The sequence below is a fragment of the Bradyrhizobium sp. 141 genome, from assembly GCF_023074055.1.
Lineage (GTDB): Bacteria > Pseudomonadota > Alphaproteobacteria > Rhizobiales > Xanthobacteraceae > Bradyrhizobium.
The window spans coordinates 171,323-187,687 of the sequence record NZ_JADPKR010000081.1; the positions used below are offsets into that span (position 1 = coordinate 171,323).

Annotated in this window: 18 protein-coding genes; 6 read left to right on the top strand and 12 right to left on the bottom strand. The window is 64.9% G+C overall.

Translation table 11 applies throughout. The annotated features are described in order from the left end of the window. Window positions 1-70: 70 nt before the first annotated feature. Both IVA81_RS23080 and IVA81_RS23085 read right to left on the bottom strand, forming a co-directional pair. Window positions 71-1,417 carry an extracellular solute-binding protein gene (locus IVA81_RS23080; RefSeq protein WP_247322198.1) on the bottom strand — a complete coding sequence of 449 codons (1,347 nt, stop codon included), beginning with the start codon at window positions 1,415-1,417 and terminating at the stop codon, window positions 71-73. Between the two features lie 85 nt (window positions 1,418-1,502). After that, entirely contained in the window at window positions 1,503-2,546 is a 1,044-nt protein-coding gene (locus IVA81_RS23085) for a C-terminal binding protein (RefSeq protein WP_247322202.1), read from the bottom strand. Window positions 2,547-2,808: 262 nt separating this feature from the next. On the opposite strand from IVA81_RS23085, the gene IVA81_RS23090 reads away from it, so the two are divergent. Next, window positions 2,809-4,494: a methyl-accepting chemotaxis protein gene (locus IVA81_RS23090; protein ID WP_247322205.1), complete on the top strand. Its 1,686-nt coding sequence runs from the start codon at window positions 2,809-2,811 to the stop codon at window positions 4,492-4,494. A 271-nt stretch (window positions 4,495-4,765) separates the two neighbouring features. Here IVA81_RS23090 and IVA81_RS23095 read toward each other — a convergent pair whose 3' ends face one another. Further along, window positions 4,766-5,743: a tripartite tricarboxylate transporter substrate binding protein gene (locus IVA81_RS23095; RefSeq protein WP_247322207.1), complete on the bottom strand. Its 978-nt coding sequence runs from the start codon at window positions 5,741-5,743 to the stop codon at window positions 4,766-4,768. 226 nt (window positions 5,744-5,969) lie between these two features. Continuing rightward, on the bottom strand, window positions 5,970-6,899 hold the full coding sequence (locus IVA81_RS23100) for a DMT family transporter (RefSeq protein ID WP_247322209.1): 930 nt from the start codon (window positions 6,897-6,899) through the stop codon (window positions 5,970-5,972). Between the two features lie 93 nt (window positions 6,900-6,992). Here IVA81_RS23100 and IVA81_RS23105 point away from each other — a divergent pair, with 93 nt between their 5' ends. Then, window positions 6,993-7,394 carry a DUF1330 domain-containing protein gene (locus IVA81_RS23105; RefSeq protein ID WP_247322211.1) on the top strand — a complete coding sequence of 134 codons (402 nt, stop codon included), beginning with the start codon at window positions 6,993-6,995 and terminating at the stop codon, window positions 7,392-7,394. Window positions 7,395-7,522: 128 nt separating this feature from the next. Here IVA81_RS23105 and IVA81_RS23110 read toward each other — a convergent pair whose 3' ends face one another. Further along, window positions 7,523-8,455 carry a DMT family transporter gene (locus IVA81_RS23110; RefSeq protein WP_247322214.1) on the bottom strand — a complete coding sequence of 311 codons (933 nt, stop codon included), beginning with the start codon at window positions 8,453-8,455 and terminating at the stop codon, window positions 7,523-7,525. Between the two features lie 421 nt (window positions 8,456-8,876). Between IVA81_RS23110 and IVA81_RS23115 the strand changes: the two genes are divergently transcribed. Together IVA81_RS23115 and IVA81_RS23120 are read left to right on the top strand one after the other, a co-directional pair. Then, entirely contained in the window at window positions 8,877-10,169 is a 1,293-nt protein-coding gene (locus IVA81_RS23115; RefSeq protein WP_247322218.1) for an adenylosuccinate synthase, read from the top strand. 37 nt (window positions 10,170-10,206) lie between these two features. Next, the gene (locus IVA81_RS23120; protein WP_247322219.1) at window positions 10,207-11,808 is read left to right on the top strand and encodes a hypothetical protein; all 1,602 of its coding nucleotides are present in this window, start codon (window positions 10,207-10,209) and stop codon (window positions 11,806-11,808) included. A 123-nt stretch (window positions 11,809-11,931) separates the two neighbouring features. Here IVA81_RS23120 and IVA81_RS23125 read toward each other — a convergent pair whose 3' ends face one another. The 3 genes from IVA81_RS23125 to IVA81_RS23135 all read right to left on the bottom strand — a co-directional run bounded on the left by IVA81_RS23125 (window position 11,932) and on the right by IVA81_RS23135 (window position 12,968). Continuing rightward, entirely contained in the window at window positions 11,932-12,198 is a 267-nt protein-coding gene (locus IVA81_RS23125) for a hypothetical protein (protein ID WP_247322221.1), read from the bottom strand. A 258-nt stretch (window positions 12,199-12,456) separates the two neighbouring features. Then, on the bottom strand, window positions 12,457-12,687 hold the full coding sequence (locus IVA81_RS23130; RefSeq protein ID WP_247322222.1) for a hypothetical protein: 231 nt from the start codon (window positions 12,685-12,687) through the stop codon (window positions 12,457-12,459). 38 nt (window positions 12,688-12,725) lie between these two features. Continuing rightward, the gene (locus IVA81_RS23135; RefSeq protein WP_246930615.1) at window positions 12,726-12,968 is read right to left on the bottom strand and encodes a cysteine rich repeat-containing protein; all 243 of its coding nucleotides are present in this window, start codon (window positions 12,966-12,968) and stop codon (window positions 12,726-12,728) included. 143 nt (window positions 12,969-13,111) lie between these two features. On the opposite strand from IVA81_RS23135, the gene IVA81_RS23140 reads away from it, so the two are divergent. After that, on the top strand, window positions 13,112-13,537 hold the full coding sequence (locus IVA81_RS23140) for a DUF5413 family protein (RefSeq protein ID WP_247322225.1): 426 nt from the start codon (window positions 13,112-13,114) through the stop codon (window positions 13,535-13,537). Window positions 13,538-13,596: 59 nt separating this feature from the next. Beyond that, complete coding sequence (locus tag IVA81_RS23145; protein ID WP_247322228.1) at window positions 13,597-14,136, top strand: DUF4112 domain-containing protein; 540 nt, start codon at window positions 13,597-13,599, stop codon at window positions 14,134-14,136. A 246-nt stretch (window positions 14,137-14,382) separates the two neighbouring features. Here IVA81_RS23145 and IVA81_RS23150 read toward each other — a convergent pair whose 3' ends face one another. The 4 genes from IVA81_RS23150 to msrA form a co-directional block, all read right to left on the bottom strand. Further along, window positions 14,383-14,676 (bottom strand): hypothetical protein, encoded by a 294-nt coding sequence (locus IVA81_RS23150; protein ID WP_200453004.1) that lies wholly within the window; start codon window positions 14,674-14,676, stop codon window positions 14,383-14,385. A 214-nt stretch (window positions 14,677-14,890) separates the two neighbouring features. Then, on the bottom strand, window positions 14,891-15,055 hold the full coding sequence (locus IVA81_RS23155; protein ID WP_247322231.1) for a DUF3309 family protein: 165 nt from the start codon (window positions 15,053-15,055) through the stop codon (window positions 14,891-14,893). 107 nt (window positions 15,056-15,162) lie between these two features. After that, window positions 15,163-15,582 (bottom strand): peptide-methionine (R)-S-oxide reductase MsrB, encoded by a 420-nt coding sequence (gene msrB, locus IVA81_RS23160; protein ID WP_247322233.1) that lies wholly within the window; start codon window positions 15,580-15,582, stop codon window positions 15,163-15,165. A gap of 30 nt (window positions 15,583-15,612) precedes the next feature. Further along, window positions 15,613-16,329: a peptide-methionine (S)-S-oxide reductase MsrA gene (msrA, locus tag IVA81_RS23165; protein WP_247322235.1), complete on the bottom strand. Its 717-nt coding sequence runs from the start codon at window positions 16,327-16,329 to the stop codon at window positions 15,613-15,615. Between the last annotated feature and the right edge of the window lie 36 nt (window positions 16,330-16,365).

Sequence of the window (16,365 nt, forward strand, 5' to 3'; positions counted from 1 at the left end):
CGACGAAGCAATCCAGACTGCATCCGCGGAGGGGTTCTGGACTGCTTCGCTCGCAATGACGGCTGCGCTGTCAGTCCTTACGCTGCCGCCGGAAGTACCGCTTGCAGCGCTGCTCGGCTTCCGCCGCGGCGGCCTCCGGCGTGGCCGCGCCGGTCGCAACGGACGCGAACATCTGAACCGTGACATAGTCCGCCCGCACCGCACCGGTGGCCGTCGATATCGGACCTTTGTAACCGGCGTAGTAGCCGTTGTTCATGGTGTTCTTGAAGATTGCGACCTTCGGATCACCTGACCACACTGCTGCATCGGCATAGGCTGCGAGCGGCTGCGACCAGTAGCCGCTATTGGCGTTGAGCCAGGGCTCGTACTGTTCCTTCTCGAGCATGAATTGCAGAAATGCCTTTGCTGCGTTCGGACATGGGCTGTGCTTGAACACCATTGCGTTTAGCGTCAGGCCAGACATCGGCGGGGCCGGCGCAAAGAACTTCGGCAACAACTGATGTTCCGAATCTTCGGCGAGGGCGGCGGTCGCCGGATCATTCTTCAACGAGAAGTACAAGGACACCCCGTTTGCCGTCAGCGCGATTTCCTGGGAAGAATAGGCGCGATTGTTGCTGACGTCGTTCCAGGACGGCGTGCCGGCGATGAAGGTCGGGTAGAGCTGCTTCACAAAGTTCAGTGCCGCGATCGTCTCCTTACTGTTGATTGTGACATTGCCCTCCTCGTCAAGCAACGCCGCGTTGTGCGCCCACATCATCCAGTCCGCAAAGCCGTTTCCGTCGCCCACCGCGTTGCCCAGTGCGAAGCCGGCTGGCTTGCCCGCCTGCTGAAGCTTCTTGCAGAGATCGAGGAAGCCGGCTGCATCTTCCGGAGCCTTGTCGAACCCGACTGATTTAAGAATGGACTTGCGATAGATCAGGGGGCCAGCTGTGGCGCCGAACGGCAGCCCGATCCACGTGTCGCTCTTAGCCTTCTTTCCATAGGTCTTCGCAAGAGTCTGCCAGCCGCCGTACTTCTTGCCGAGATAGTCGGCGACGTCGGTCAGCTCGATCAGCTTGTCGACATAGATGTGGGGGGCGTCGGAGAAGCCGATGATGATGTCGGGGCCCGCGCCGGAGTTCGAGGTGACCGCGGTCTGCTGGTTGATGTCCTCCCAGCCGACGAAGTCGACCTTGACCTCGACCCCGGTCTCCTTGGTGAACTTTGCTGCATTTGCGCGGAACACATCCTCGTCGGCCTGGACGAAACGCACCGGGCGCAGCATCCGCAAGGATGCGCCCTTCTCGATCTCGCGCTTGGGCGCCGCAACATCGGCCGCCTTGATATTGGATGTTTGCGCTGCAGCACCGGTGGCAGCGAACGTTGCAGCGGACAGGCCCAGCGCCAAAGCATCACGACGTGTGATGTCGTTCCTCATCAGTACCTCCCTATATATGTTCCCTTCCCGGCGTTGATCGCCGGTGAAGGGTCGTTTCGGTCGTTGGCGCCTTTGCGCCGGCCGCCTAGCTGTTCGGCCCGCGATCCATGCTGACGGGTTGCCAGCGACGGAGCGAGGTCGTCTGCAGTACCGACGGATTGACGCAGCTTACCGGCCACATGCCCTGCAGCACCAGTGACAATTCGTAGCCCACCCGGCGCTTGCGCGCTTCGTCAAACCGTGCCGAGGCCGACGCGACATGGGCGGTCAGAGTCACGTTCTCCATGCTGAGCAGGGGATTGTTGTGCGAGGGCGGTTCCTTCTCCAGCACGTCGAGCGCGGCGTGTGCGATCCAGCCTTCCTGCAGCGCCTTGATCAGGCTCTCTTCGTCCACGGTGGCGCCGCGCCCGGTGTTGACGAAGATCGAGCCCTTCTTCATCTGCCGAAAATGCTTCTCGGTCAGCATGTGATGGACCTCGGGCCTCGCCGGGGCATGCATCGAGACGAAGTCGGATTGCGACAGCACCTCGTTCAGCGTCGCCGGGATCACGCCGTGGTCGTACATCAGCGTTTCCTGGATGAAGGGATCGTAGGCCATCATGCGCAGGCCGAACGGCGCCGCGCGCTTCGCAACTGCACGCGCCACGCGGCCGAATGAGATGAAGCCGAGCGTCTGGCCCATTAGCCTCGGAACCTTGAGCAGCGCCGGCCGGCCCTCGGCCCAGCGGCCGTCGCGCACCATGCGGTCCTGCTCAACCAGGCGGCGGAAGCCGGCGAGCAGCAGCATCATGGCGTGGTCGGCGACCTCCTCGATGAAGGTGTCGGGGATGTTGGTGACGGGAATGCCGCGCGCCGTGGCGGCCTTGACGTCGACGCTGTCGACGCCGACCGAGCCGAGCGTGATGACCTTGCAGGTCTCCAAGCTGTCGATGATGGTCTTGGTGATGGGGATGCCCTTGGCATAGATCGCGTCGGCGGTCTTCGCGGCGGCAATGAACCCGGCTTCGTCAGCGGGCGCCTCGACGATTTCGGCGTCGATCGGATCGAGCGCCTCGCGCTCAAAGGAATAGTCGCTGCCGGCGACCGTGAAGCTCGCGCCCTTCGGCGTCACCACCCTGTATTTCGGCATTTTCTCGCTCCCGATTTGGTTTGTCGGTTCTTGTTGTGACCCGCCTCCGCGGGCGGGCCTTTGCGTCTTTTACGCGAAATCAAGGTGATGGCGTACAATTCCCGGTTGTCGGCTCAAAGATAAATTGCCGGTTTTTCGCGGCTGCGTCCGGGCTTCTACGGAGGCATGTAAGTAACTTGCTAAGGGCTCGCCCGCTAAGAGTTGATTCGATTTTGATCGATCTGGTCGCGTGCCCCTATCCCATTATTGCCGGAGCCATCCCGTGAAGTTGAGCAATCTGAAGATCGCCCCCAAGCTCGGCATTCTTGTCGTCGTCACCTTGTTTGGCCTCTGCATCTCCGGCGTTCTTGCCGGCTATCTGATGAAGCAGGAGATGGTGAATGCACGCATCGACCAGGCCAAGGCGATCGTCGAACTGGCGCGCAACTATGCGGCCGCGCTGAAGAAGCGCGTCGACGCCGGCGAGCTGACGAAGGACGCTGCGATGGCCGAGCTTCGCCGCTACGGCAATGCGATGACCTACGACAACGGCGCGGGCTATCTGTTCGGAACGTCCTATGACGGCATCACGCAGCTCGCGCCCGATCCCAAGCAAATCGGCACCAACCGCATGGATGTCGTCACCAACGGCCGAAAACTGTCCCTTGAGCTGATGGACGGCGTCAAGGCGCACGGGTCGATCCTGCTGCACTATGAATATGTGAAGCCCGGTCAGCCGACGCCGATCCGCAAGATCGGCTACGCCGTGGCGGTGCCCGGCTTCGATATGTATCTCGGCACCGGCGCCTATCTCGACGACATCAACACCAAAATGGGCCCGGTCTACTGGATGCTTGGCTTTGCCATGCTCGGCATCTTCATTGTCGCCGGCGGTGTCGCCTGGCTGATCAGCCGCGGCATCAGCCGCCCGCTGGCGCTGCTTGGCGCCCGCATGAAGGACCTCGCCGACGGCAAGCTCGAGGGCGACATCCCGGGCATCGGCCGCGGCGACGAGGTCGGTGCAATGGCCGCCACCGTGCAGATCTTCAAGGACAACGCGGTCCGCATCCGTGGCCTCGAGAAGACCGAAGCCGATGCCAAGGAACGCGTCGCGGCGGAACGTCGCAGCGCGATGGAGGGCATCGCCAACGACTTCGAACGTAGCGTCAACGGCATCGTCCGCTCGGTCTCCTCGGCCGCGGCCGGCATGCAGACGACGGCGCAGTCGATGACCGCGACCGCCAGTGACGCCTCGTCGCGCGCGGCGACGGTCGGCGCAGCCTCGCAAAAGGCCTCAGGCAATGTCGGCACGGTCGCGGCGGCCGCCGAAGAGCTGTCGAGCTCGGTTGCCGAAATCTCCCGCCAGGTCACCCGTTCGACCGAAGTGGCGAGCCGCGCCGTCAGCGACGCCGAGCGTACCAACGCCACCGTGCAGGTGCTCTCGACTGGCGCCGAGAAGATCGGCGAGGTGGTCAAGCTGATCCATTCGATCGCCGCGCAGACCAACCTGCTCGCGCTCAATGCCACCATCGAAGCGGCCCGCGCCGGTGAATCCGGCCGCGGTTTCGCGGTCGTCGCCTCCGAGGTCAAGGCGCTCGCCAACCAGACCGCGAAGGCGACCGAGGAGATCTCCGCGCAGGTCGCGGCGATGCAGACCTCGACCAGCGACGCGGTCACGGCCATCTCCGGCATCACCCAGACGATCGCCGAGATGAGCGAGATCACCGCGGGCATTTCCGCATCGATCGAGCAGCAGGGTGAGGCGACCCGCGAGATCGCCCGCAACATTCAGTCGGTCGCGGCCGGCTCGAGCGAGATCAACGCCAATATCGGCAGCGTCACCTCGGCCGCGGAAGCGACCGGCAACGCCGCCACCGACGTGCTCACCAACGCCCGCGAGCTGGACAGCCAGTCCGGCGCGCTGCGCAGCGCGGTGGACGGCTTCCTCGCCAAGGTGCGTGCGGCGTAAAAGCCGAACGTAAAGCGCCGCCATCAATCACGACGTCATGCCCGGGCTTGTCCCGGGCATCCACGTTCTTGGCAGTTGCAATCGCGGATATTCGTGGATGGCCGGGACAAGCCCGGCCATGACGGAGAATGCGGACGCAGATCGCGTGCCCCGGACGCAGCGCAGCGCTTCTTCAGCGGTGCGCTGCAGAGCCGGGGCCCATGCCGCGGCAGTCTGGGTCCCGGCTCTGCGTCGCACCGCTTCGCGCGGCGCCGCGTCCGGGACACAGGCTTCACTGCTTCTCGATCTTCGCGTTGGTGATCAGCTTCTCCCACAGCACCAGCTGCTCGTTGACGAACGTGCCGAGCTGCTCCGGCGTGCCCGAAAACGCGTCCATGCCGAGGGTGGCGAGCTGGGCCTTGATCTCGGGCTTCTCGACGATCTTCCTGATTTCGGCGTTGAGCCGCGTCACGATCTCCTTGGGCAGGCCGGCCGGGCCGAAATAGCCCTGCCACGACGAGATGTCGAAATCAGGCACGCCGGACTCCTGCATCGAGGGCAGGTTCGGCACCAGCGGCGAGCGCTCCTTGGTGGTGACGGCGAGCGCGCGCAGCGCGTTGCCTTGGACATGCGGCAGGCCGGTCAGGATGTCCACGAACATCATCGAGACGCGGCCGCCCATGACGTCGTTGAGCGCCGGCGGCGAGCTCTTGTAGGGCACGTGCAGCAGGTCGAGCCCGGCATTGTGCGCAAAGGTCGCACCCGAGACGATCGCGGAAGACGATCCCGAGGCGTAGCTCAGCTTGCCCGGATTGGCCTTGCCATAGGCGACGAGCTCGCCGACGGACTTGGCCGGCACCTCGGGATTGATCACCAGCATGAAGGGTAGATCGCCCGTGCGCGCGATCGGGGTGAAATCCTTGACCGGATCGTAAGTGAGGCTCTTGAGCAGATAGGGATTGGCCGAATGCGTGGTGTTGGTCGTCACCAGCAGCGTGTAGCCGTCGGGCGCGGCCTTCGCGACATAGCTTGCGGCGAGCATGCCGTTGGCACCCGCCTTGTTCTCGATCACGATGCCGACGCCGAGCGCCTGCGACAGATGCTGCGAAATCAGCCGCGTCGTGGTGTCGGTGCCGCTGCCGGCCGCGAATGGCAAGACCAGCGTGATGTTGCGGCTGGGGTAATTGTCGGCCTGAGCCGTGGATGCGGCGGCAAGACACAGCGCGGCCGTGCCGATGGCACGTAGGTTTCGAATCAGCCCTGAAATCATCTGAAGACGTTCCCTCTTTTTAGTTGGCGCGGAACGTAGCGTCTCTACGATGAAATCGGAAGACGGGAGTTTGTCTCGTGCCCCGGACGCTGCGCAGCACGAAGTGATGCGCTGCAGAGCCGGGGCCCACACTTGGGCGAACTGGGTCCCGGCTCTGCGTCGCATCGCTTCGCGCTGCGCCGCGTCCGGGACACGAGGTCGTCGTCGTCCGCCGCGCGGAATTACGTCACGCCGAACCCTGGCGCGAGGCGATCACGACGCCGGCGAGCACCAGCGCGTAGCCGATCAGGTGGAACGGCTGGAGCATTTCGCCGAGCAGCAGGATCGCCATCGCCGAGCCGAACACCGGCACCAGATGGAAGAACGGCGCCGCCCGGTTCGGCCCGATCAGTGCCACGCCGCGGTTGAAGAAGAGATAGGCCAGGGTCGAGGGAAAGATCAGGATGTAGCCCAGCGTCGCCAGCGTCATCGTATCGAATTGCAGGACGCGACCGCTTGCCGCTTCCCAGATCGCCGCGGGCAGCAGCATCGTCGCGCCGCAGCAGGTGGTGAAGGACAGGAAGGACAGTTGATGGATCTTGGGCCGGCGCGGGATGAAGGCGGAGTAGATCCCGAACGCCACCAGCGAGGAGGCGAACATGATGTCGCCCCTGTTGAAGCTGATGCTCGCCAGCGCGGCGAGATCGCCGCGCAGGATGATGATCAGCACGCCGAGAAGCGAGATCGCGATGCCGGCGAGCTGCGCGCCCGTCAGCCGCACGCCGAACAGCACCAGCGACCACAGCGCCACGAACAGGGGACCTGCCGACTGGATCAGCAGCGCGTTGAGCGCCTCCGTGTACTGCATCGCCCAGTACGAGATTGCGTTGTTGAAGGCGAAGCCCACCAGCGACAGGAACAGCATCAGCGGCAGGCTCCTGCGCAACGCAGGCCAGTCGCGCTTCAGATGTGACCACGCGAACGGCAGCAGGATCAGGAACACGCCGAACCAGCGGATCGTGGTCACCGTCAGCGGCGGCACATGCGCGCCGACATGGCGCGCGAGCACAATGTTGCCGGCCCAGAACAGCGAGCTCAGGCTAAGCAGCAGATAAGGCTGATTGTTGAGCCAACTGGCCGGATTGGAGGCCGGTGGCGCGGGCGAAGCGATCGTCATTGGCGTTGCATGCGAGCTTGCGCCGGACCGGCGTCGTGGCACAAGTCACAGCGCCGCAATGCTACAATGCAGCCAAGCCCTGAGGAGGTGCCATTGGCGGTTAATATGTTGAACATCGAGGGCCTCGAAGGGCTCGAGCAGAACGCACCGGTGGTGATGCTGAACCTGATGCGTTTCCACGCGCGCTCGCGTGACGGCGACGGATCCGGATGGGACGCCTATCTGCGCTACAGCGCGATCACGGTGCCGATGATCAAGGCGCGCGGCGGCACCTTGCTCTGGACCGGCGAGGCGAAGGCCATCGCGCTCGGGCCGCGCGCCGGCAACGACTGGGACTTTGTGGCGCTGGTCTATTATCCGAGCGTAGCGGCATTCCTCGACATGATGACCTCGGAAGCCTACGAGCGCGAGGCCGATCCGCATCGCCTCAACGGCTGCGCCGAGCATGTGATCATCGCGACCAGCGAGGCGTACAGCAAGCTCAAGTCCAGATAGCGCTGCGTTGTGGGTACGAGAGATTTGTAGGGTGGGCAAAGGCGCGCTCTTCGCGCGCAGTGCCCACCATCTCTCTCTCCCGACTGGCATGGTGGGCACGCTTCGCTTTGCCCACCCTACGAGAGGAGTTAACTCGCCTGCTTCCTCGACGCCACGAACACACCCGACAGCACCAGCGCGAAGCCGATGAAGTGGAACGCCTGCGGGTGTTCGCCCAGAAAGGCCATCGCCATGATCGAGCCGAACACGGGCACGACGTGGAAGAACGGCGCGGCGCGGTTGGCGCCGATCAGGCGCACGCCGCGATTGAAGCAGAGATAGGCGAGCGTCGAGGGGAACACCGCGACGTAGAACAGCGTCAGCAGGTTCGGCCCGTCGAGCTTCATGACCGGGCGTGCGGACAATTCCCAGATCTCCAGCGGAATGAGGCAGGCGGCACCGACCCCAAAAGTGAAGGCGAGGAACGACAGGCCGTGCATCGGCGGCCGCTTCAAGGTCAGCACCGAATACAGCGCGAAGATGATCAGCGCGACGATGAAGATGAGGTCGCCCTTGTTGAACTCGATGTTCGACAGCGTGGTGAAATCACCGTGCAGCAGGATCGTGAGCACGCCGCACATCGAGAGCAGCACGCCGCACGCCTGCGCCGCTGTGAGGCGGATGCCGAGGATGGCCAGCGACCACAGCGCCACGACCAGCGGCGCGGCCGACTGCAGCAGCAGCGTGTTGAGCGCCTGGGTATGCTCCAGCGCCCAATATTGCAGCGTGTTGAAGGCACCGATGCCAGTGATCGAGAGTGTGACCATCAGGCCGAGCTTGCCGCGGATCGCGGGCCAGTCCTGGGCAAGATGCTTCCAGGCGAACGGCAGCACCAGCAGGAAGGCGAAGAACCAGCGCAGGAAGGAGAGGGTGACCGGCGGGATGTGACCGGCGGCGAGGCGCCCGACGATGGCGTTGCCGGCCCAGCACAGCGCGGTGATGCTGAGCAGCAGATAAGGCTGGTTGGCGATCCAGCTGTGACCGGATGTTTCCGCGCTCGTGGTCTGACCGGTGGCGGACATTGGGATTGGTGTGGCCCCGCGTGCACCGAGGCTTCCGGCCCGGCGGGATCCGGGCCGGCTGATCGCCCGGCGCTGTCCAAAGACACGGAAATCGAGGTTGCATCAACGGGGGGCGGACGCATCGCGACCATGCAGCGGCGGACAGAGCCTCTCACGCTTTGGTCGAAGCCGTTGCGCCGGCCGCGAAGGTTTCTGGATTTTCCGGGGATATCAAAGGCTTGGAGTAGCCTCGAAGCCCTGAAAAAGTCCCGTTCTTGCTTGCCTAGAGAGGCTGCTTCCTTTATCCGGTTGGGCTGCCTCGCGTGCGAACGGCCTTGGGCCGGGAATTGGGCTGGGCGCAGGCATGATCCCGGAAAAGTGGGTCCCGGTTTTCTGTTCGGATCATGCCCTTACAGAGAAATCTTCGAAGGATTACCCGCGAATGGCCAATGTTGTCGTCGTCGGCGCCCAATGGGGCGACGAAGGGAAGGGCAAGATCGTCGACTGGTTGTCGGAGCAGGCGGACATCGTCGTCCGCTTCCAGGGCGGCCATAATGCCGGCCACACGCTGGTGATCAACGGCAAGACCTACAAGCTCGCGCTGCTGCCTTCCGGCGTGCTGCGCGAGGGCAAGCTGTCGGTGATCGGCAATGGCGTGGTGTTCGATCCCGCCGCCTTCCTCGACGAGGTCAGCAAGCTCAGGGCCCTGGGCGTCGCGGTCTCTCCGGAGAACCTGCGTATCGCCGAGAACGTCACGCTGATCCTGCCGCTGCACCGCGAGCTCGACGCGCACCGCGAATCCGCGAGCGCAGCCACCGCGATCGGCACCACCCGCCGCGGCATTGGCCCGGCCTATGAGGACAAGGTCGGCCGCCGCGCCATCCGCCTGATGGACCTCGCCGACCTCGACACGCTGCCGCACAAGATCGACCGGCTGCTGGCGCACCACAACGCGCTGCGCCGTGGCCTCAACCTGCCGGAGTTCGACGGCAAGGTGATCCTGAAGGAATTGAGCGCGCTGGCACCTGAGCTGCTGCCCTACGCCGAGACGGTGTGGCGGCTGCTCGACATCAAGCGTCGCGAAGGCAAGCGCATGCTGTTCGAGGGCGCGCAAGGTGCGCTGCTCGACGTCGACCACGGCACCTATCCTTACGTCACCTCGTCCAACACGGTGGCGGCGCAGGCCGCGACCGGCGCCGGCCTCGGACCGGCTGCGGTCGGCTATGTGCTCGGGCTGTGCAAGGCCTATACGACCCGCGTCGGCCAGGGCCCGTTCCCGACCGAGCAGGACAACGAGACCGGCCGCCGGATCGGCGAGCGCGGCCGCGAGTTCGGCACCAATACCGGCCGTCCGCGCCGCTGCGGCTGGTTCGACGCCGTGCTGGTCCGCCAGGCGGTCCGCACCTGCGGCATCAACGGCCTGGCGCTGACCAAGCTCGATATCCTCGACGGCTTCGACACGATCGAGGTCTGCACCGGCTACAAGCTGGACGGCAAGGAGATCGACCATTTCCCGGCCGGCGAGGGCGCGCAGGCCCGGGTCGAGCCGATCTACGAGACCATCGAGGGCTGGAAGGAGCCGACCGCGAGTGCGCGGTCCTGGGCCGATCTGCCGGCCCAGGCCATCAAATATGTCCGCCGGATCGAGGAATTGGTGGGGTGCCCGGTCGCACTGCTTTCCACCAGCCCCGAACGCGAAGATACTATCCTGGTGCAAAATCCGTTTGAGGCTTAACGATATCTTACCGGGACGCGCGTATAGTTGAGTTGAAATGGCTGATTACTATCCGCTGATCGCCCGCGCTATTGCCGCCCTGGACCCGAACGCTCCCGGCGAGAGCCGTCGCGCGCTCTATGAGCGGGCGCGCACGGCGTTGATCGCGCAGCTGCGCAGCGTGCAGCCGCCGCTCTCTGAATCCGAGATCACCCGCGAAAGGTTGTCGCTGGAGGAGGCCGTCCGCAAGGTCGAATCGGAGGCTGCCCAGCGTGCCCGCGAGGCCTCGCGCCCCAGTGGGGGCGGGCGCAGCGGCGGCAGCGGCGATGCCTTTCGCCGCGCCAGCACAAGAGCCGCCGAAGGCAACGCGGCTTCGGCCTCGCCGGCCCCGCCGCGTACGCGTCCGGCTCCGCCACCGCCGCGGGCCGACCGTCCGTCCTTCAACGTCGATGACCAGGGCGATGCGCAGCGTCCGCCGCGCGCTCCCCGTTTCGACGCCCCGCGCCAACCGGGACCGTCTGCCCCACCGCCGATGCCGGAGCCGCCGCCGGCCGGACGCGATCGCGCTGGTGCGCGCCGTCCGCCTGATGTCGGACCGCCGCTGCCGCCGGCACCGGGCGTGCGCGGCTTCCGCGACATCACGGCCGATGCCAATGATCTCGGCGGCGCTGCTGCGCAGGCCAGCCGCGCCGCGCGCCGCACCTACGCCAACGTGCCCTCGCCCACGCCGGAATTCGACCGGCTCGAGCCGAGCCTGGAAAACCGCGCCGGCGAGGCCGAGGCGCCCTATTCCTACGACGAGTCGATCGAGGAGGCGGAGCGCTACACGCCGCAGCCGCCTTCGCCGCGTCCGCGCATCGCGCCCGAGCGCGCCGCCAAGAAGCGCGTCCGCACCGGCTCCGCCTTCCCGTTCAAGAGCGCGATCGCCGTCGGCATCGTGCTCATCCTGGTCGGCGCGGGCATCCTCTGGGGCAAGCAGCTGGTCCTGATCGCCAACGGCTTTCTCAAGCCCTCGGCGACGCAAGTGGCGGACACGCCGACCCCGGCGCAGCCGCAGAGCAAGCCGAAGATCCCCGATCGCGTCGGGCAGCCTTCGGCCAGCGACCAGCCGGTCGCGCCGGTGGCGCAGAAGGTCGTGCTCTATGACGAGGATCCGTCCGATCCGAAGGGCAAGCAATATGTCGGCTCGGTGGTGTGGCGGCTGGAGCCGATCAAGGCCTCGGGCGCCCAGAAGGCCGACGTCGCCGTGCGCGCCGACATCGAGATCCCCGACCGCAAGTTCAAGATGACGATGTCGTTCCGCCGCAACACCGACTCCTCACTGCCGGCGAGCCACACCGCGGAGCTGACCTTCATCCTGCCGCCGGACTTTCCGGGCGGCAGCGTCTCCAACGTGCCGGGCATCCTGATGAAGTCGAACGAGCAGGCGCGCGGCACGCCGCTCGCAGGGCTCGCGGTCAAGGTCACCGACGGCTTCTTCCTGGTCGGCCTGTCCAATGTTGACGCCGACCGCTCCCGCAACGTTCAGCTGCTGAAGGAGCGCTCGTGGTTCGACGTGCCGCTGGTCTATGCCAACCAGCGCCGCGCCATCATCGCCATCGAGAAGGGCGCCCCCGGCGAGCGCGCCTTCAACGACGCCTTCGCCCAGTGGGGCGATTAAGCCGCTGCTCCTGACAGAGAGATCGTCATGCCCGGGCTTGTCCCGGGCATCCACGTTCTTTGTAGCTCGGGGCGAGGCGTGGATGGCCGGGACAAGCCGGCCATGACGCTGCAAGCGGTCGTGTTACTGCGCCGCCGCTTCCCGCTTGCGCGATGCGACCGCCTCGCGGTCCATCACGGCGCGGCAGCCGGGGCTGACCTGCGCCTTGTTCCGCACCATGCAGGCTCTGACCCGCTGGATATCGGGAATTTCACTGGAGCACAGCCGCATCGCATCGCCCGTGCACATCTGCTGCGCTTCGGACGAGAAGGCGAGGCCGGGTGAGGTCTGGAGAGCGATGGCGGTGGTTGCGATGGCGAAGAGCGAAGCGATTGTCTGAGTGCGTGTCATGCGGAATGGGTCCCCGATTCCCTGGGCTTGAGCCACTTGGTTTTTGGGGCGCCGCACGCGACTTGATCTGTCGCATGTCACAGCCTTCACGCCGGGAACTTTGGTCCCGCATGTGGTCGCTCGATTTCTTGATGCTCGAATCGAAAAGTGCTGCGCCGCCCGAGCGAAGTATGCGCCATTGCCGCGCGGCTGCAATGGTCAGCGCAAACGAATTTGCAGCTGTTGCGTGGACGTCACGCACAACGCGTGCGCGCGAGATCAGATCAACCGATCGGAGGATGCGCTCGCTGGTTCCGCATCGCTCGCGCCGAGCGCGGCGGCGTGTTCCTCGACGGCGGTGACGCCCTTGGCGGTGAGCTCGAACAGGTCGCCGTCTTTCATCACGTAACCGTCCGCGATCAGTTGCCCGATCTTGCCTTGCCGGTCGTCGGCGAAGGCAACGGATTGGCTGATGTCCCGCAGGATCGAGAGCTGTTCGTCGCGCAACATGGCTTCACTCTCCGTTCGCTGGGGGATGGTTGTGGCCCTCACATGCCGTGGCTCTGAAAGACCTTGCTGCAAGAGCGCGACAGCTTGGCCCGGTTGGCTTGCAGGCAGCTCTGCACCGCGCCGTCATTGCCGAGATCCTTGCGACAGAAGCGCGATGCGTCCCGCGAGCAGGCTTGCTGTTCCTGCGGCGAGCCCATATGGCCCTGCGCAACAGCGGGCGCGTTCGACAGGCCGGTCAGGGCCGCCAGCGTGATTGTCGCCAGAAGAAATTTGCGGACCATCGGCGGCTCCAATATGACAGGGACAATTCAGGTCCTGTCTGAACTCGTCGCCGTGTCACTTGTTCCCCAAAAGCAGAGTCCGCCCCCGCTGTTCAAGGTTCCCGAGGCGCTGCTATAACACTGGAGAAGGGTGAGGGTGTTTGATGAAACGCTATCTGGTGTATGCGCTGGTTGGCCCGTTCCTCGGCGGGTTCCTGCTGCTGCTGACGACGACCTATCAGTCCGGCTATTGGGCCCAGACCAGTCTCGGCGAGGTCGGCAAGCTGTTCGCAGTGTTCTTCAAGACCCTGCAATACAGCTATCTGTTCGGCGTCCTGCCCTCGCTGATGATCGGCGCGGTCGACGACATCCTGCACCATATCAGGCGGATCGGCCCGGGCTTGCGGATGCTGCTGGTCGGCCTGTTCGCCTTCGTGCTGGCCTCGCTCACCTACAGCTCGCGCGGGCCGGATTCGGGCACAGTGCAGTTCATTCTGTACGGCCTCGTCGGGTTCGTGCCGGCGGCGATTTCGTCCTGGCTCGTGCATAGATATGTCAAGGAGCCGCAAGCAGTGGCGGCGCCGACCTGAGCGCGCGACTTTAAAGCGCGGCGCAGCAACCTCCGCCGCGGCGGCGCGTTCTTGAAAGCATGACCATGTCCGACGACGATATCCTTGCTCCGCGCCGCTCCCGTTCGGGCAGCGGCTCGCGTGCGAGTTCAGGCAAGGCGGCGCGCGGCCCGATCATCGATCAGGAGGGCCATGAGATCCGTCCCGAAACGCTGGAGCAGGGATTTCGCGAGTTTCGCTTCGATTTCGGGCAAGGCAATCCGTTCGCCAATCTGACGCGCGAGCAGCGGATCGCGCGGCTCGAGGCGATCGCAAAGCTGCTTGACGTCGCCTTCATCCTGCCCGGCACCAACATCCGCTACGGCATCGATGGGCTGATCGGCCTGATCCCTGTCGTCGGGGACATCATCACGACCGCGATCTCGCTGTGGCTGGTGCGCGAAGCCCGCGCGCTGGGCGCGCCCTGGTACATTACCGCGCGCATGCTGGGCAATGTCGCGCTTGACGGCGTGGTCGGCATCGTCCCGTTCGCCGGCGACGCTTTCGACGTCATGTTCCGTGCCAACATGCGCAACGTGCGTCTGCTCCGCCGCTGGTTGGAGAAGCAGCCGCGGATGTAGGTGCGCTCCCTCTCCGCAATTGCCTGAGCGGTCGTCATGCCCGGCTTGTCCCGCCTGCGCGGCCGAAGCCGCTTCGGCCGCGAAAGCCCGGGCATCCACGTTCTTCGTGCCGCTGCGCAAGGCACGGATGGCCGGGAGACGCCCGGCCATGACGCTGTGGAAGCACAAAGGCCCCCAAACGCAAAAAGCGCGACAGCCTTTTGACCATCGCGCTTTCCGCGCACATCGGATGCTTGCAAAAAAAACTTACGCCGCGTCGGCGTCGGCCTCGGCCGTCTGCGCCGGCTTGGGGCGCCGGGGCAGCGGGAAAGCTTCGCTCTCATAGAGCGAGCGGATGCCGTTCTGGTCGAAACGCGCTTCCTCGACCTGGAGATAGGCGCCGTTCAGCGAATCCGTCGGCAACTGCTCCATCGCGAACTGCACGGCCTCGGCCGCGGTGCCGAACCGGCGATAGGTGAAGCCCGCACGCTTCTTCTTGCGGATCGCGGCGGGAAAGAGTTCGGCGGAGGTGTTGAAGTTGAACGGACGCAGTGGACGCATGGTCAAAGACCTCGTGATCTTGTCTGGGGCTTTAAGCGCGTGGGGTTTGGGAGGGCAGGGGCCGCAATCGAGCGGGCCCGCCGCACATGCCATTTTCGACCTCTAATATAGGCCGTTTTGACAAAAATGCGACCCCTGCGATCGGAGATGATGAATCCGCGCATGGCAGCCCCGCGACCGCGATAAGGCTAGCGTTTTCAAAATGTTAAATGGTTTACAGTTTGCCAAGAAGCAGCAGGACGACCAGCACCACGAGCACAACGCCGCCGATCCCCATGCCGGAATGGCCCAGGCCATAGCCATAACCGCCCACGCGGCCGGACAGGCCCCCGAGCAGATAAACGATCACCAGGATGATCAGGATGGTCCCGAGCGACATGGCTTCCTCCCTGGTGGCCGCCAAAATGCGATGATCGGCCGCCCGCCAGGGAAGAAAAGCACATCCCGCGGTCGGGTTCCATGAAGGAACCCAACCCCGCGCGCCGATTATTTCGGCTCCAGCTTTAGCGCCGCCGAGTTGATGCAGTAGCGCAGGCCGGTCGGCCCGGGGCCGTCGGGGAAGACGTGGCCGAGATGACCGCTGCATTTGGAGCACAGCACCTCGGTACGGATCATGCCGTGGCTGATGTCCCGCTCCTCGTCGATATGGCTCTCGGCGGCGGGCTGGGTGAAGCTCGGCCAGCCGCAGCCGGAATCGAACTTGGCATCGGACTCGAACAGCTGATTGCCGCAGCCGGCGCAGACATAGGTGCCGGCGCGCTCGTCGTGCTCATATTCGCCCGAGAAGGGACGCTCGGTCGCCTTCTCGCGCAGCACCGCGTACTGCATTGGCGACAATTCGCGCCGCCACTGCTCTTCGCTCTTGATGACCTTGTCGTCCGTGGTTTTCGTTTTGGTGTCGGGCATGGGTCTCCCGTTCTGAAGATGATCTGGCGATCAGTTGGTGGCCTTGCTGGCACTCACCAGCGTCGGCTTTTCAATGTAGTTATCCGCGAACAGCTTTTTCAGGTTCTCGACCTTCGGCAGGTCGTTATAGGCGATGTAAGGCTGGTTCGGGTGCAGCGTCAGATAGTCCTGGTGGTAGGCCTCCGCCGGGTAGAACGCCTCGAGTGCGCCGACCTTGGTCACGATCGGCTTGTTGAAGACCTTGGCGCTGTTGAGCTGGGCGATATAGGCCTCCGCCACCTTCTTCTGCTCGTCGGAGGTGGTGAAGAGGGCCGAGCGATATTGCGTGCCGACGTCGGGGCCCTGTCGGTTGAGCTGGGTCGGGTCGTGCGCCACCGAGAAGTAGATCTGGAGGATCTTGCCGTAGGAGATCTTCTTCGGATCGTACTTGATCTCGACGGCCTCGGCGTGGCCGGTCCGGCCGCTCGAGACCGTCTGGTAGTCGGCGGTCGCCTTGGTGCCGCCGGCATAGCCGGAGACCGCGTTGACGACGCCCGCGGTGTGCTGGAAGACGCCTTGCACGCCCCAGAAGCAGCCGCCGGCGACCACGGCGGTCTGGATCCCGCTCGCTTGTGCCGCGTCCATGGCGGGGGCTGGGATCACGACCGCATCTTCCGCAGCCCGGGACGGCGTGGCAAAGGCCAGCGCAAAGGTGAGCGAGAGGGCGGTGGTTGCGGCCAGCAGGGAGGCGAGGGCAGGTCTGCGCATGGCGGATCCTCTTTCGGAAGGTCTGACAGTCTAGGG

Coding starts and splice junctions, on each gene's coding strand:
- IVA81_RS23140 (WP_247322225.1), top strand. CDS start 13,112: ATGAAACGCTATCTGGTGTATGCGCTGGTTGGCCCGTTCCTCGGCGGG.
- IVA81_RS23110 (WP_247322214.1), bottom strand. CDS start 8,455: ATGTCCGCCACCGGTCAGACCACGAGCGCGGAAACATCCGGTCACAGC.
- IVA81_RS23080 (WP_247322198.1), bottom strand. CDS start 1,417: ATGAGGAACGACATCACACGTCGTGATGCTTTGGCGCTGGGCCTGTCC.
- IVA81_RS23130 (WP_247322222.1), bottom strand. CDS start 12,687: ATGTTGCGCGACGAACAGCTCTCGATCCTGCGGGACATCAGCCAATCC.
- IVA81_RS23085 (WP_247322202.1), bottom strand. CDS start 2,546: ATGCCGAAATACAGGGTGGTGACGCCGAAGGGCGCGAGCTTCACGGTC.
- msrB (WP_247322233.1), bottom strand. CDS start 15,582: ATGCCCGACACCAAAACGAAAACCACGGACGACAAGGTCATCAAGAGC.
- IVA81_RS23095 (WP_247322207.1), bottom strand. CDS start 5,743: ATGATTTCAGGGCTGATTCGAAACCTACGTGCCATCGGCACGGCCGCG.
- IVA81_RS23150 (WP_200453004.1), bottom strand. CDS start 14,676: ATGCGTCCACTGCGTCCGTTCAACTTCAACACCTCCGCCGAACTCTTT.
- msrA (WP_247322235.1), bottom strand. CDS start 16,329: ATGCGCAGACCTGCCCTCGCCTCCCTGCTGGCCGCAACCACCGCCCTC.
- IVA81_RS23115 (WP_247322218.1), top strand. CDS start 8,877: ATGGCCAATGTTGTCGTCGTCGGCGCCCAATGGGGCGACGAAGGGAAG.
- IVA81_RS23145 (WP_247322228.1), top strand. CDS start 13,597: ATGACCATGTCCGACGACGATATCCTTGCTCCGCGCCGCTCCCGTTCG.
- IVA81_RS23135 (WP_246930615.1), bottom strand. CDS start 12,968: ATGGTCCGCAAATTTCTTCTGGCGACAATCACGCTGGCGGCCCTGACC.
- IVA81_RS23155 (WP_247322231.1), bottom strand. CDS start 15,055: ATGTCGCTCGGGACCATCCTGATCATCCTGGTGATCGTTTATCTGCTC.
- IVA81_RS23100 (WP_247322209.1), bottom strand. CDS start 6,899: ATGACGATCGCTTCGCCCGCGCCACCGGCCTCCAATCCGGCCAGTTGG.
- IVA81_RS23120 (WP_247322219.1), top strand. CDS start 10,207: ATGGCTGATTACTATCCGCTGATCGCCCGCGCTATTGCCGCCCTGGAC.
- IVA81_RS23125 (WP_247322221.1), bottom strand. CDS start 12,198: ATGACACGCACTCAGACAATCGCTTCGCTCTTCGCCATCGCAACCACC.